The sequence below is a fragment of the Bacillus sp. z50 genome, assembly GCF_058313585.1.
Window position 1 is genome coordinate 351,575 of record NZ_JBZFQL010000002.1, and the last position, 14,758, is coordinate 366,332.

The 14,758-nt window shown below is 39.5% G+C and carries 12 protein-coding genes; all 12 read right to left on the reverse strand.

Annotation, left to right across the window (positions count from 1 at the left end; translation table 11 throughout):
• Positions 1 to 116: 116 nt before the first annotated feature.
• The gene (gene pnp, locus AC4G3N_RS07510) at positions 117 to 2,231 is read right to left on the reverse strand and encodes a polyribonucleotide nucleotidyltransferase (RefSeq protein ID WP_491089976.1); all 2,115 of its coding nucleotides are present in this window, start codon (positions 2,229 to 2,231) and stop codon (positions 117 to 119) included.
• Between the two features lie 207 nt (positions 2,232 to 2,438).
• Positions 2,439 to 2,708 (reverse strand): 30S ribosomal protein S15, encoded by a 270-nt coding sequence (gene rpsO, locus AC4G3N_RS07515; RefSeq protein WP_066100335.1) that lies wholly within the window; start codon positions 2,706 to 2,708, stop codon positions 2,439 to 2,441.
• A 128-nt stretch (positions 2,709 to 2,836) separates the two neighbouring features.
• Positions 2,837 to 3,781, reverse strand: coding sequence for a bifunctional riboflavin kinase/FAD synthetase (gene ribF, locus AC4G3N_RS07520; RefSeq protein WP_490551802.1), 945 nt, complete (start codon positions 3,779 to 3,781; stop codon positions 2,837 to 2,839).
• A gap of 39 nt (positions 3,782 to 3,820) precedes the next feature.
• The gene (gene truB / locus AC4G3N_RS07525; RefSeq protein ID WP_066102266.1) at positions 3,821 to 4,747 is read right to left on the reverse strand and encodes a tRNA pseudouridine(55) synthase TruB; all 927 of its coding nucleotides are present in this window, start codon (positions 4,745 to 4,747) and stop codon (positions 3,821 to 3,823) included.
• A gap of 66 nt (positions 4,748 to 4,813) precedes the next feature.
• Positions 4,814 to 5,173, reverse strand: coding sequence for a 30S ribosome-binding factor RbfA (gene rbfA / locus AC4G3N_RS07530; protein ID WP_066102267.1), 360 nt, complete (start codon positions 5,171 to 5,173; stop codon positions 4,814 to 4,816).
• A gap of 14 nt (positions 5,174 to 5,187) precedes the next feature.
• Positions 5,188 to 5,466, reverse strand: coding sequence for a DUF503 domain-containing protein (locus AC4G3N_RS07535; RefSeq protein WP_066100337.1), 279 nt, complete (start codon positions 5,464 to 5,466; stop codon positions 5,188 to 5,190).
• A complete protein-coding gene (infB, locus tag AC4G3N_RS07540; protein WP_066100338.1) occupies positions 5,463 to 7,766 on the reverse strand; it encodes a translation initiation factor IF-2 in 2,304 nt (767 codons plus the stop codon). The genes AC4G3N_RS07535 and infB overlap by 4 nt, the downstream gene beginning before the upstream one ends.
• Positions 7,767 to 7,785: 19 nt before the next feature.
• Positions 7,786 to 8,088, reverse strand: coding sequence for a YlxQ family RNA-binding protein (locus AC4G3N_RS07545; protein ID WP_139891224.1), 303 nt, complete (start codon positions 8,086 to 8,088; stop codon positions 7,786 to 7,788).
• A complete protein-coding gene (gene rnpM, locus AC4G3N_RS07550; RefSeq protein WP_066102270.1) occupies positions 8,085 to 8,372 on the reverse strand; it encodes an RNase P modulator RnpM in 288 nt (95 codons plus the stop codon). Before rnpM ends, AC4G3N_RS07545 begins: the two co-directional genes overlap by 4 nt.
• 19 nt (positions 8,373 to 8,391) lie before the next feature.
• Positions 8,392 to 9,528: a transcription termination factor NusA gene (gene nusA, locus AC4G3N_RS07555; protein WP_066100344.1), complete on the reverse strand. Its 1,137-nt coding sequence runs from the start codon at positions 9,526 to 9,528 to the stop codon at positions 8,392 to 8,394.
• 32 nt (positions 9,529 to 9,560) lie between these two features.
• Positions 9,561 to 10,034, reverse strand: a complete 474-nt coding sequence (gene rimP, locus AC4G3N_RS07560; RefSeq protein WP_066100348.1) for a ribosome maturation factor RimP — start codon at positions 10,032 to 10,034, stop codon at positions 9,561 to 9,563.
• 154 nt (positions 10,035 to 10,188) lie between these two features.
• Positions 10,189 to 14,508 (reverse strand): PolC-type DNA polymerase III, encoded by a 4,320-nt coding sequence (locus AC4G3N_RS07565; RefSeq protein ID WP_066102272.1) that lies wholly within the window; start codon positions 14,506 to 14,508, stop codon positions 10,189 to 10,191.
• Between the last annotated feature and the right edge of the window lie 250 nt (positions 14,509 to 14,758).

Genomic DNA, 14,758 nt, shown 5'->3' on the forward strand with positions numbered 1-14,758 from the left:
CCTCACACAAAATGTATGAGCAGGTAGGACAGGTTAGAACCGCAAGAATCCATAATTAGATATGAACATGATTAAAAGACTAGGAAACCAATGTCTCCTAGCCGACCAAGTCATGTTTATTTCTGTTCTGCTTTTTCTTTTTGTTCTTTTAGAACTGCTTTACGAGAAAGGTTGACTCTTCCTTGTCTGTCTATTTCAGTTACCTTAACAAGGATCTCATCACCAATTTTTACTACATCCTCGACTTTTCCTACACGTTCTTCTGCCAGTTCAGAAATGTGGACAAGACCATCTTTACCTTTGAAGATTTCAACGAAGCATCCAAATTTCTCAATACGTTTAACCGTACCAAGATAAATTTGGCCAACTTCAACTTCGCGTACCAAATCTTCAATAATCATTTTAGCCTTTTCATTCATTTCCTGATCAGTGGATGCGATGTAGATTGTACCATCCTGCTCGATATCAATTTTTACACCGGTTTCTTCAATAATTTTATTGATTTGTTTTCCGCTTGGTCCAATAACGTCTCTGATTTTGTCAGGTTTAATAGCCATCGTTAAAATCTTAGGCGCATATTGAGAAAGATTTTTTCTTGGCTGCTCTAATGTGCTTGTAAGGTGATTCAGAATATGATTCCGGCCCTTTTGAGCTTGCATTAATGCTTCCTCTAAGATTTCACGAGTCAGACCTGCAATTTTTATGTCCATTTGAAGTGCAGTTACACCTTTTGCTGTACCTGCTACTTTAAAGTCCATATCTCCCAAGTGGTCTTCCATTCCTTGAATATCGGAAAGAACTGTATAATGTTCTCCCTTTTTAATAAGACCCATTGCAATTCCTGCTACCGGCGCTTTAATTGGAACACCCGCATCCATTAATGCCAATGTGCTTGCACAAATACTTGCCTGAGACGTAGAGCCATTAGATTCAAGTACTTCTGACACAAGACGAATAGTATATGGAAAATCATTTTCATTTGGAATAACCGGCTCAAGCGCTCTCTCACCTAATGCACCATGTCCGATTTCACGTCTGCCTGGTCCTCTGATAGGTCCAGTTTCACCAACGCTGAAATGCGGGAAATTATAATGATGCATGAAACGTTTAGACTCTTCAAGGCCAAGCCCGTCCAATATCTGAACATCTCCTAATGCACCCAGTGTAGCAATAGAAAGGGCTTGAGTTTGTCCACGAGTAAATAATCCGGAACCATGAGTACGAGGCAATAAGCCAACTTCAGAGGATAATGGACGAATTTCTTCAGGACTTCTTCCATCAGGGCGGATTTTCTCTTCCGTAATTAAACGGCGAACTTCATCCTTCACCAATTTACTCAAGATTTCATTTACTTGCTTAAGCTTTTCTTCATCAGCTTCTTTTTCTTCAAAGACAGCAACAACTTTTTCTCTTACTGCTTTGATTGCATCTTCACGAGCATGTTTTTCTTGAACTTGCACAGCAGTGTTCATTTCTTCTAAACACATACCTTTAACTTCCTCGATTAATTCTGCATCTAGCTCATAAAGAGTTATTTCACGTTTTTCTTTACCAACTGCAGCCACAATCTCATTTTGGAATGCAATCAGTTTCTTGATTTCATCATGTCCAAACATGATAGCTTCCAGCATGGTTTCTTCCGGCACTTCCTGTGCTCCTGCTTCAACCATGTTAATAGCATCCATTGTTCCTGCAACAGTTAAATGAATATCACTGTTTTCAAGTTGTTCGATCGTTGGGTTAATGACAAACTTACCATCAACGCGACCTACAATAACACCGGCAATTGGTCCTTCAAACGGGATATCAGAAACACAAAGTGCCAATGAGGATCCGAACATAGCTGCCATTTCAGTTGGGCAGTTTTGATCTACACTAAGAACCATACTGACTACTTGTACATCATTACGGAACCCATCTGCGAACAGCGGGCGAATTGGACGGTCGATTAGACGACTTGTAAGTACCGCTTTTTCACTTGGTCTACCCTCACGTTTAATGAACCCTCCAGGGATTTTACCTACTGCGTATAATTTTTCTTCATAGCTTACAGTTAATGGGAAGAAATCTAAATTCTTCGGTTCCTTTGAAGCTACAGCTGTACTTAATACGGCTGAATCGCCATAGCGAATCAAAGCAGCACCATTAGCTTGCTTTGCTAATTGGCCGATTTCAACCGTTAATGGACGTCCTGCCCAATCTAAAGAAAATGTGCGTTTTGTTTGCTCCATTTCTTCATTGCTCCTCTCTACTTACAATAATCTTACAAAATTTATCCTGTTTCTCATCATTTTGACAAGATCTGTTGGATTTCAATCAAATTAATATTAGTATACTCCATAGTTGTCGAGTTAAAAAGCGACATTACCCTTTAACTTTCCTCTTTCTCCTCTATGTATAACAAAAAAGCGGGAAAAATCCCGCTTTTTCTGAGTAGTTTATCGACGTAAACCAAGCTTGTTGATTAATTCGCGATAACGAGTAACGTCTTTATTACGCAGGTAAGTAAGTAAGTTACGACGTTTACCTACCATTTTCAAAAGACCGCGACGTGAGTGGTGATCTTTCTTGTGAGTGCGTAAGTGTTCGTTAAGTGTGTTGATTTGTTCAGTAAGGACAGCGATCTGAACTTCTGGAGAACCAGTGTCGCTCTCATGAGTTTTGTACTCATTAATGATCTCATTTTTACGCTCTTGCGTTAATGCCATCCTAATTCACCTCCTAAAATTTTCAAAATCCCCTATTCCTGAGCGAACGTTGGTGATGCGCTTAGCCAAGGAAAGGTTCTTTTCATACGATATTAAGAATACTACTTCTCGGTTAAAAAAGCAAGTACTTAATTCACTCCAAAATATTCTATTGCGAATTGTTTATCTTTTTCAAGCTGAGTAACCAATTGTTCCACAGAGCTGAATTTCTGTTCACTCCGTATGCGTTTATGCCACTCTACCACAACTCTCTCTTGATAGATATCAGCCTCAAAATCTAATAGATGTACTTCTATAGTGGGAATCTCTTCTTTTTCCATATGAAAAGTAGGTTTATAGCCTACATTACATATACCATTATACCAATTACCTCGTACTTTCATACGTACGCAATAAACTCCGGTACCAGGAAGATAATAATCGGGGTCCACTTCTATATTGGCAGTAGGAAACCCTAATAACCTCCCGCGTTTCTCTCCATCTACAATACATCCTTTAACAGTGAAATACCTGCTTAATAATTGATTAATTGTTTCAGTATGGCCGTTAATTAATTCCTCTCGAATACGAGTGGAACTGATTTTTTCCTCTCCAATATCTTGCTTTGACACGGTTGTTACATCAAACATACCCTTTGCATGGTGCGGAAGAGTTTCCATAGTTCCTCTTCCGTATTGTCCATATGAATAATCAAAGCCGGCAACCACATGCTGAATATGCAATGAAATCAAATAATCATCCACAAATTTTTGTGGTGAAAGACTTGAAAAATCAGGTGTGAATTGGACAATAAAAAGATAATCCAACCCTATGTTCTTCATTAATTCAATTTTATCCTGCAATGGTGTTAAAAGCCTCACGTGCTTTATATGTTTATTCAAAATGACAGATGGGTGAGGATCAAATGTCATCACCGCTGTTGCCAGCCCTTTTTCTTCACCAATTTGTTTTACCGTTTCAATAACCTTTTGATGGCCAATATGAACGCCATCAAAATAACCAAGAGCTACTGCTATTGGCGGAAAGTCCCCCCGCTTATAGTCATGGGGATGTGTAATATTGATTATTTTCATCTCTATTCCCCTCTAATTTCAATCTCCATCCATATCATACTATATAAATGGAATAACTTTAACCGGTTTACACAATCCTTTTTTCTCTGGATGATGCTGATAAATTGCCATTAGTTCTTCTTGTTCATTAAAAATAGCAAAAGGACTCTCCGTATTTTCAGCAGATAGGTTGTCAGAGGTCAGTACAGCACCATTACGGACTTTTTCTGCAATTTCACTGGAAACCTTAATAATCGGCAGATTGGGAACACCTTCTTCTATAGGCTTCAGTACGTCGCTTACAGTGCCCTTCTCCGCATGTAAAGCCAGCTGTTCAAGTGTAATTGCCTCCTCAAGGGTGAAAGCCGCTGAGCGTGACCTGATGAGCTTAGACATATGGGCTGGATAACCTAATTGGTCACCTATCATGCAGGAGAGCGTTCTGATATACGTTCCTTTCCCACATGAGACACGAAAAGAAAACGAAATGGATTCACCTTCAAATAGTTCTCTATCGTCCAAAAGTTCAATTTCATAAATATTCACCTTACGCGAGGGGATGTCTACCTTTTCTCCCTTTAATGCGTACTCATACAAGCGCTTTCCATTTACTTTAACAGCTGAGTAGATTGGAGGTGTTTGAACAATCGTTCCTGTGAGCGAGTTCAAAATCTCGATAATCTTAGTACGTTTTATCGGCTTCTCAATTACCTTCTTATCTACCATGTCGCCCGAAGCATCTTCTGTGGTTGTGGACCAGCCAATAGTCACTTCACCTATGTATTCTTTACCAGCATCCGTTATGTACTCCGCAACTCTGGTTGCTTTTCCAAGACATATAGGCAGTACACCTGTGACATCCGGATCCAATGTTCCTGTATGTCCGACTTTTTTCATCCTCAGTATTTTTCTGACTTTCATAATACAGTCATGAGAAGTAAATCCTGCCGGTTTATTGAGAATCAGGATTCCATTTAACTCTTCCATCACTATCACCCTGTTCTCCTAATTTTTTATATAAAAAGGGGATAGACATAACGTCTATCCTAGTCCTTATTCATTGGGTTCTTTATTTTCCTGATGAATTTGATGCAATAGATTTTCAATTCTGTTTCCATAGTCAATCGACTCATCAAATTCAAAAATAATTTCCGGAGTTTTTCGTAATCGAATACGCTGGCCCAGCTCAGAACGAATAAATCCAGTAGCTTTAGCAAGACCTTTAAGTGTATCTTCTCTTTTTTCGGCATCACCGAGAACTGATATATAGACTTTGGCTTGCTGAAGGTCTCCAGAAACTTCAACATCTGTGACAGTCACAAATCCAACTCGTGGATCTTTGATTTTTCTGCCAAGTATATCACTGAGTTCTTTTTTCATTTGCTCTCCCACACGGGTAGCTCTAAGGCTCATATTTTTCACCTCTTTTAAAGCCATTCTATATTTGTCGCAATACTCTCCAATTCAGGAAAAGAATCGAGGTAGGATAATGCTTTTTGCAATTCCCTTTCAGAACTGGTTCTGGACGACGAGACAACCACGATTGCGATAACCGTGCGTTGCCACATGTCCTGATAGTCAACCTCTGCGACAGAAACATTAAATTTTTGTTTTAATCGCGTCATAACGCGCTGCAGAACCGCTCTTTTTTCCTTTAAGGATTGAGCATTAGGAATCAAACATTCACATTCTGCCGCAGCAATCATGCTCTTTTAATTTCTTCCATTACATATGCTTCGATAACATCGCCTTCTTTAATATCATTAAAGTTTTTGATCGTTATTCCGCATTCGTAGCCTTGAGCTACTTCTTTCACGTCATCTTTGAAGCGTTTAAGTGTATCCAGTTCACCTTCAAAGATTACGATGCCTTCACGGATTAGACGGATTCCACTGTTACGTGTAATCTTACCATCTGTTACATAGCTTCCTGCAATTGTTCCTACTTTGGAAATTTTGATGGTTTGACGAACTTCAGCCTGACCGATTACTTTCTCCTCATACTCAGGATCAAGCATCCCTTTCATCGCTGCTTCGATTTCTTCGATTGCTTTATAGATAATTCTGTGCAGACGTACATCTACTTTTTCAGCTTCAGCAGCACGCTTAGCATTAACATCCGGACGCACGTTGAAACCAATTACAATTGCATTAGAGGCAGTCGCTAAAATAATATCGGATTCAGTAATTGCACCAACACCCGCATGAATAATTTTAACTTTTACGCCTTCAACCTCAATTTTTTGCAAGGAAGCAGCTACCGCTTCAACAGAACCTTGAACATCACCTTTTACAATGATATTAATTTCTTTTACTTCCCCTTGTTTTAATTGATCAAACAAGTTTTCAAGTGTTACACGGGAGCTTTCATTACGTGAAGCTAAGATATGTCTTTGAGCACGAGCTTCCCCAACCTGGCGTGCTGTTTTTTCATCTTCAAATACAACGAAGCGATCGCCTGCCTGAGGCACCTCGTTTAATCCGGTAATTTCAATCGGAGTGGATGGACCCGCTTCTTTAACACGGCGGCCTAAATCATTTACCATCGCACGTACTTTACCAAAAGTATCTCCAACAACAATTGGATCTCCTATACGCAGTGTTCCATTTTGAACAAGTAAAGTAGCGACAGATCCACGTCCTTTATCCAATTCCGCTTCAATAACCGTACCAATGGCTTTACGTTTAGGATTTGCCTTATATTCATTTACTTCACTTACAAGTAAAATCATTTCAAGCAATGTCTCGATACCTTCACCTTTTTTCGCAGACATTGGTACAAAAATAGTATCCCCGCCCCACTCTTCTGGTACCAGGCCATTTTCAACCAATTCCTGTTTTACGCGATCAGGATTAGCTCCTTCTTTATCCATCTTGTTAACTGCCACAATAATTGGAACCTCTGCTGCTTTAGCATGGTTAATCGCTTCAACTGTTTGTGGCATTACTCCATCGTCAGCAGCTACAACGATAATTGTAATATCCGTTACTTGAGCACCACGCGCACGCATTGTAGTGAAGGCAGCATGTCCCGGTGTATCAAGGAACGTGATTTTCTTACCATCTACCTCAACTTGATAAGCACCGATATGCTGCGTAATTCCGCCTGCTTCGCCTTCAGTAACTTTTGTATTTCTGATTGCATCCAGCAATGTTGTTTTACCATGGTCAACGTGACCCATAATCGTAACTACTGCCGGTCTTTCCACTGTATTTTCATCTGGATTTTCATCATCCGCAATGACAGCTTCAAGATCTGTTACATCAATTTTAATGATTTCTTCTACTTCTACGCCATAATCAGCACAAATAAGTTCAATTGCATCTTTATCTAATTCTGCATTAATCGTTGCCATGACTCCAAGCATAAATAGTTTTTTAATAATTTCACTTGGTTCACGATAAATCTTTTTACTTAACTCCTGCACAGACAGAGATTCGGTGAATGTGATTTTCTCCGGTAATTCTCTTTCTTTTCTAGGTGTTGGTTGATAAGTTGACTTACTTTGATGACGTTGGTTATTTTTTTTATTTCGATTATTTCTGAAGTTACCTCTTTTTTGATTATCTTGCACGCTTTTTTTCCCTTCATTACCCTTAGATGCCGGTTTATTCTTTGTATTTTGATTAGTTCCCTGGTTATTCCTAGTTGCTGTTACACCAGGATTAGGTCTTGCGGAACTTTGAGATTGCCTTGAAGCTTGCTGGCCACCTCTTTGCTGGTTACTATTTGTTTGCTGTTTTTGTTGTTGCCCGTTTATATTTCCTCGGTTTTGGTTCTGGTTCTGATTTTGACTAGTTCTAGTTTGGTTAGTATTTTGAGGTTTCTCGGTATTTATCTTTTCCGATTTAGGATTAAACAGTTTTTCTAATTTTTCTACTGCCTGATCCTCTAGAGCCGTCATATGATTATTGACGTCAATCCCCATATCTTTAAGTTTATTAATTACCACTTTACTAGAAACATTGTTCTTCTTCGCATATTCATATACACGTACTTTACCCATTCCTTCACCCCCGAATTAGTTAATCGAGCAAGGAGATTAATTTCTTTGCAAATCCATCATCAAGTACAGCGACTACCACTCTTGAATCCTTGCCTATTGCTTGACCAAGCACGGTTCGGTTTTCAACTCGGCATATCGGTACTTTGTAAAAATGACATTTGTCGGTGATTTTCTTTTCCGTATTTAAAGAAGCATCTTTTGATAATAAAACTATTTTCGCTCGACGAGAGCGTATTTCTTTTATAACCAATTCTTCCCCGGAAATAACTTTTCTCGCTCGATATGCGAGTCCCAAAAGGGACATCCATTGTTTTTGCATCATGGTCGTGATTTGTTCTCCTTAGCAGCCAGCTTTAAAAGTTCTTCGTATATAGAAGAATCTACATCTGCCTCCAGATGATTAGATAGGCTATTCTTCTTTTTGGCAGCGTTAATGGCTTCCTCAGATAGGCTCAAATAGGCCCCGCGGCCTGATTTCTTGCCGGTCGGATCTATTGAAACCTCTCCTTCCTTGGAGCGAACAATCCGGATCATTTCTTTTTTTGGTTTCATTTCACCGGTGCCGATACATTTTCTCAGCGGTACTTTCTTTCGGTTGTTCACCATTTTCACCTCACCAATAGGATCATTCTTCTGTTTCATCATCGAGTCCGAAAGTAAAGCCTTTAAATTCGAGCTCGTCTTCATCACTTTCTTCAGTCAGGCGATTAACAGGATAGATTCCCGCTTCACGCGCATCTGTTTCACTCTTAATATCTATCTTCCACCCAGTAAGCTTTGCAGCAAGGCGAGCATTTTGCCCACGTTTACCAATTGCCAGGGAAAGCTGATAGTCAGGTACAATAACTGTTGTTGCCTTCTCTTCTTCATTCACAATGACTTCAAGTACTTTTGAAGGACTTAAAGCATTAGCTACGAAAACAACAGGGTCATCTGACCATTTTACGATATCAATTTTTTCGCCTTTTAGTTCGTTTACAATCGCTTGAACACGTTGGCCTTTAGGACCTACACAAGCACCTACCGGATCCACCTCATGATTATCAGTATGAACTGATATTTTTGAGCGGTCTCCTGCTTCACGGGCAACAGATTTAATTTCAACTGTGCCGTCAAAAATCTCAGGCACCTCAAGTTCAAATAATCTCTTTAAAAGGCCCGGATGTGTACGTGAAACGAAAATTTGCGGCCCTTTTGAAGTTTTTTCTACTTTTGTTAGAAATACTTTATAACGTTCATGCGGTTGATAGGATTCATTCGGCATCTGCTCATTGGCTGGAAGCAATGCTTCTGTTTTACCGAGAGCTACATATATATATTTAGAATCACGGCGTTGGACAATTCCAGTCATAATGTCTTCTTCACGGTCAATAAATTCATTGTATACAATGCCTCTTTCAGCTTCACGTACACGTTGAGTTACAACTTGCTTAGCTGTTTGAGCTGCGATACGACCAAAGTTTTTTGGTGTAACTTCAAGCTCCAGAACATCTTCTACTTCATAGTTTGGATTGATGCTTTTTGCTTCTTCCAAAGAGATCTCAAGGCGGGAATCAAAAACTTCATCAACAATTTCTTTACGAGCAAATACACGCATGGATCCATTCACCAAATTAAAATCCACACGGACATTTTGAGCCTGATTAAAATTTCTCTTATAGGCTGATACAAGAGCGGCTTCAATCGCCTCTACGAGCACATCCCTTGAAATTCCTTTTTCCTTTTCTAAAATGGTCAGTGCATCGAGTAATTCATTACTCATTTTACTAATCCCCTCCTTACAATCTTAAACCCTTATGAAAAACTAATCGCTAATCTTGCCTTGGCAATCTTATCATAAGGAATAGTTATTTCCTTTTTACGTGTTTTAATTTTAATTTCGATTATAACGGTGTCACCATCAAAATCTTTTAAGATACCTTCAAACTCTTTTTCATTATCAATCGGTTCATATGTTTTAATATGTACATTTTTACCGACTGCCTTCATAAAATCGCTATCTTTTTTTAATGGGCGTTCAGCACCTGGAGAAGAAACCTCCAGGAAATAGTTATTGGAAATTGGATCTTTTTCATCGAGCTTCTCGCTCAACCTTTCAGAAACAATACCGCATTCTTCAATGTCCACACCGTTTTCCTTATCGATATACACTCTAAGGAACCAGTTTCTGCCCTCTTTTACATACTCTACTTCAACGAGCTCGAGGTTTAATTCTTCGAGGATCGGGGCAGCCATTTCCTCGACAATCTCAGTGACTTTCTTGCTCATGCTTTCACTCCTTTACGTCTATGTAAACGACTGAATATCATCCTAATACAAACGAAAGAGTGGGTTTCCCCACTCTTTAGCACATACGTATCAGCAGTAATTCTTACTTGAATATAACATAAAGAGTTGGTTTTTGCAAATTAGCGATTCTGTATCAGAATAAAGAAAGTTGGTTTTGATCAGGCATATCGCCCAAGCAACCGTGATTATCCAAGTATTCTAATATAGTTTTGGAAACTTTGCCTCTTTGCTGCAAATCTTCTTTAGATAAAAATTCGCCGTTTTCTCTAGCTTTCACAATATTGAAAGCCGCATTCGTTCCAAGTCCTGGGATTGAATTGAACGGTGGAATTAAAGTATTTCCGTCAATAATAAATTCATTTGCACTGGATCGATATAAATCAACTTTTTGGAAGCTATATCCTCGCTCACACATTTCAAGTGCTATTTCAAGAACAGTCATCAAGTTTTTCTCTTTAGTAGAGGCTTCGAGACCTTTTTGATTGATTTCATCAATGCGGGAACGAATCATTTCTGATCCTTTCACCATCGCATCAAGGTCAAAATCATCTGCACGAACCGTGAAATAAGCTGCGTAGTACAGGAGTGCATGGTGCACTTTAAAATAAGCAATTCGGACAGCCATTAATACATATGCTGCCGCATGGGCTTTCGGGAACATATATTTAATCTTTTTACATGAGCCAATATACCATCCTGGTACATTGTTCTTCAGCATTTCTTCTTCCATTTCCTCAGAGAGCCCTTTCCCCTTACGGACAGACTCCATAATTTTGAAGGCAAGTGATGGATCAAGACCCTGATAAATTAAATACACCATAATATCATCACGACAGCCAATTACCTGGCTTAGATTACAAATATTATCCTGAATCAATTCCTGTGCATTGCCCAGCCACACATCTGTACCGTGTGAGAGCCCGGATATTTGAACAAGCTCTGCAAAAGTGGTTGGCTTAGTATCCTCAAGCATTTGCCTTACAAAACGAGTACCAAATTCCGGTACACCCAGTGTACCTGTTTTGCAATTGATTTGTTCTGCAGTAACACCAAGTACTTCCGGTGTACTGAAAATCTTCATGACTTCAGGATCGTCTGTAGGAATCGTTTTTGGATCTATTCCGCTTAAATCCTGTAGCATCCGGATTACAGTTGGATCATCATGACCCAGAATATCAAGCTTCAAAATATTATCATGGATGGAATGGAAGTCGAAGTGAGTCGTTTTCCATTCAGAGTCACTCGCATCAGCCGGGAACTGGATAGGCGAGAAATCATAAATATCCATATAATCAGGAACTACAATAATTCCGCCCGGATGCTGCCCGGTTGTACGCTTAACACCTGTACATCCACTTACTAAACGATCTGTTTCTGCTGAACGGAAATGAAGATTATTTTCCTGGGCATATCCTCTAACATATCCATATGCCGTTTTTTCAGCTACCGTACCAATCGTTCCTGCTCGATATACATAATCTTCACCAAACAGGACTTTTGTGTAATTATGAGCCTGCGGCTGATATTCACCCGAGAAGTTTAAGTCAATATCTGGAACTTTGTCCCCCTTGAAGCCAAGGAATGTTTCAAACGGAATATCATGTCCATCTTTCACATAGCTTACAGCGCAGTCCGGACAATCCTTATCTGGGAGGTCAAAACCTGACCCGACCGATCCATCATTAAAGAATTCAGACTTCTTGCACTTCGGACATACATAATGGGGAGGCAATGGATTCACTTCCGTTATTTCAGTCATCGTTGCCACAAAGGATGAACCTACGGAACCACGGGATCCAACCAAGTATCCATCATCAAGTGATTTCTTAACCAGCTTATGCGAAATTAAGTAAATAACCGCAAATCCATGACCAATGATACTCTTCAATTCTTTTTCAAGACGAGCTTCCACGATCTCCGGCAAATTTTCACCGTAGATCATCCGTGCTCTTGTATAGCTCATTTCCCGAATATCCTCTTCAGCACCCTCGATTTTCGGTGTATATAAATCATCTTTAATCGGTTTGATTTCATCAATTAAATCGGCAATTTTATTGGTGTTTGTTACAACAATTTCTTTTGCTTTTTCTTGCCCAAGGAACGAGAAGCAATTCATCATCTCATCTGTTGTACGGAAATGTACATCAGGCAAGCTGTGGCGATTTAGAGGGTTTGCTCCCCCTTGTGAATTGATTAATATTTTTCGATAGATTTTATCATTTGGATTCAGGTAATGAACATTGCCTGTCGCCACAACTGGTTTGTTTAATTTCTCTCCCAGCTTTACAATATTGGCGATTATAGATTCAAGAGCCTTATCGCTTTGAACCAGTTCCATTTCGATAAGAGGAGCGTAAACTTCTTTTGGATGCACCTCAAGATAATCATAGAATTCAGCGACATCCTCTGCCTCTTCAAATGATTTTTGCATCATATTTTCAAATACTTCGCCGCGATCACAGCCGGATCCAACCAAAATCCCTTCTCGATATTGCATAAGGACGGATCTTGGAATCCTTGGGACACGGTAAAAATAATCAATATGAGCAATGGAAACAAGCTTAAATAAATTCTTTAAACCTTCCTGTGTTTGCGCGAGTAATGTGCAATGATACGGACGCGCTCTCTGGAATGCCTTTCCTTTTCCCATATTGTCATTTAATTGATTATGATTCGTAATGCCTTTTTCATTGGCATCCTTTAACATTTTCATTAACAAATGACCGGTTGTTTCAGCATCATAAATCGCACGGTGATGCTGAACAAGCTCAACATCAAATTTTTTCGCCAAATTATTCAGGCGGTGATTTTTCAAATCCGGATAGAGGAAACGAGCCAGCTCCAATGTATCTATGACCGGGTTGGTGGCTTTACCAAACCCAAGCTTTTTATAACCCATATTCAAGAAGCCCATATCAAAGCTCGCGTTATGCGCAACAAAAATTGCATCCTCAGACCAATCCCTGAACTTCGTCAAAACTTCATCGACTTCAGGAGCATTCTCTACAAGGTCATCGGTAATCCCTGTTAAATTAATGGTTGTAGATGATAATTTATGATGTGGATTGGCAAAAGACTCAAAGCGATCAATAATCTCACCATTTTTCATCTTAACTGCCGCAAGCTCGATAATGGTGTCATATATGGCAGAAAGTCCTGTTGTTTCCACGTCAAATACAACATATGTGCTTTCTTCCAAATTTAAATCTGCCGTATTGTAAGCAATCGGCACGCCATCATCCACTAAATTTACTTCTACGCCATATAAGATTTTAATATTATTTTTCTTTCCGGCAGCGTAAGCCTCAGGGAATGACTGTGCGACCGCATGATCTGTTATAGCAATCGCTTTATGTCCCCACTTAGCTGCCTGGGACACTAGTGTAGAGACAGGTGTAACAGCGTCCATTTGGCTCATTGGTGTATGCAAATGTAATTCAACACGCTTTTCATCTTCGGGTGCTGTATCCTTACGATTTTTACCTGCTATTTCATTAATATCATTTGCAATCATTACTAAGTCACGGACGAATGTATCATTTTGTACACTTCCTTGTACACGTACCCACATACCTTTTTTCACACGTGCCAATTGGCTTGCGTCTTCTCTGTCGCGTGAGAACATTTTAACAAGAATGCTATTTGTATAATCCGTAATTTTAAAGGTTAATAAGGTGCGTCCGCTCTTTAACTCTCTTGTTTCAGCATCGAAGACATACCCTTCAACGGCAATTCGACGTTCTTCTTCAACTATCTCATCAAGTGTCTTAAAATCAGCATCCGGCTTGATTTTGTACCCGATAACCAATGGGCCTTCAGGTACTCCGCCATCATCCTTAGCCTCTGCGGCCTTCTTCATATCCTGAACTGCCTGCAGAGCTTTTTCTTCATCTTCTATTTGCTTTTGCTTTTTGAATGTCTCCATTGCCTCACTGTATGCATCTTTATCTACAATGGCATCGAGCTGCAATGGCGGAAAACCAAAACGCTGATAAACTTCTGAAATTAAGCCGGTATATTTCCGTTTAAGCTGGCCGGCCTCTGCATCGTTACGAGCAGTTACAATCAGCTTATTCCCTTCAACCTTTGGAGCTTGTCCATGCAATAATTCCAGAATTGCCGGAGAAATTCCATCGATTTCGCTAATACAGTTTTTCCAATAATCCGTAATCAATTCATTCGTGATGAGTGGATTCCTAACCTCAACCGAATACCCGACAGTGGCTATTGGAGAAAAGACCTGCATTAATTGTGTCGTAAATCTGGTCCAAATACTGCAAGGAATTATATGTTCAAATCTGAAAAAGAAATGCCATTTGCGGGCAACTTTTTCAATGATTACTTTATCGATTTCCGCATTAGAAAAATGCACAACAACCGCATCTTCCGTCAGCTGAAGTTGCTGGAGCAACGTTCTGAATTTATCTTGTTTAATACGAGAATTCTCTTCCATTTCTATCTCTCCCAAACGTCATTCTCCTTTTCCGTCTTGTAATTATAACACAACTCTTTTTTATTCAAATCCCTTCTTGCAAAGATTAATGCTTTCATCAATTCAGAAAACACCTTTAGCCATACTTATTAAAAACCGGTGTTGGGAGTAAAAAGCATTATCCAAACCTTAAAACAACTATCAAAAAAAAATCGGCACGTAAAAAACAAGCTCTCCCCATTGCAAAAGGGAGAGCTTGTACTTTAATATT

Bases quoted from the DNA above. Each gene is read 5' to 3' on its own strand.
- AC4G3N_RS07545 (WP_139891224.1), bottom strand. From the start codon at position 8,088: ATGATGCAAAAACAATGGATGTCCCTTTTGGGACTCGCATATCGAGCG.
- AC4G3N_RS07565 (WP_066102272.1), bottom strand. From the start codon at position 14,508: ATGGAAGAGAATTCTCGTATTAAACAAGATAAATTCAGAACGTTGCTC.
- rnpM (WP_066102270.1), bottom strand. From the start codon at position 8,372: ATGGTGAACAACCGAAAGAAAGTACCGCTGAGAAAATGTATCGGCACC.
- rbfA (WP_066102267.1), bottom strand. From the start codon at position 5,173: ATGAGCCTTAGAGCTACCCGTGTGGGAGAGCAAATGAAAAAAGAACTC.
- rpsO (WP_066100335.1), bottom strand. From the start codon at position 2,708: ATGGCATTAACGCAAGAGCGTAAAAATGAGATCATTAATGAGTACAAA.
- nusA (WP_066100344.1), bottom strand. From the start codon at position 9,528: ATGAGTAATGAATTACTCGATGCACTGACCATTTTAGAAAAGGAAAAA.
- rimP (WP_066100348.1), bottom strand. From the start codon at position 10,034: ATGAGCAAGAAAGTCACTGAGATTGTCGAGGAAATGGCTGCCCCGATC.
- AC4G3N_RS07535 (WP_066100337.1), bottom strand. From the start codon at position 5,466: ATGATTGCTGCGGCAGAATGTGAATGTTTGATTCCTAATGCTCAATCC.
- ribF (WP_490551802.1), bottom strand. From the start codon at position 3,781: ATGAAAATAATCAATATTACACATCCCCATGACTATAAGCGGGGGGAC.
- pnp (WP_491089976.1), bottom strand. From the start codon at position 2,231: ATGGAGCAAACAAAACGCACATTTTCTTTAGATTGGGCAGGACGTCCA.
- infB (WP_066100338.1), bottom strand. From the start codon at position 7,766: ATGGGTAAAGTACGTGTATATGAATATGCGAAGAAGAACAATGTTTCT.
- truB (WP_066102266.1), bottom strand. From the start codon at position 4,747: ATGGAAGAGTTAAATGGAATCCTGATTCTCAATAAACCGGCAGGATTT.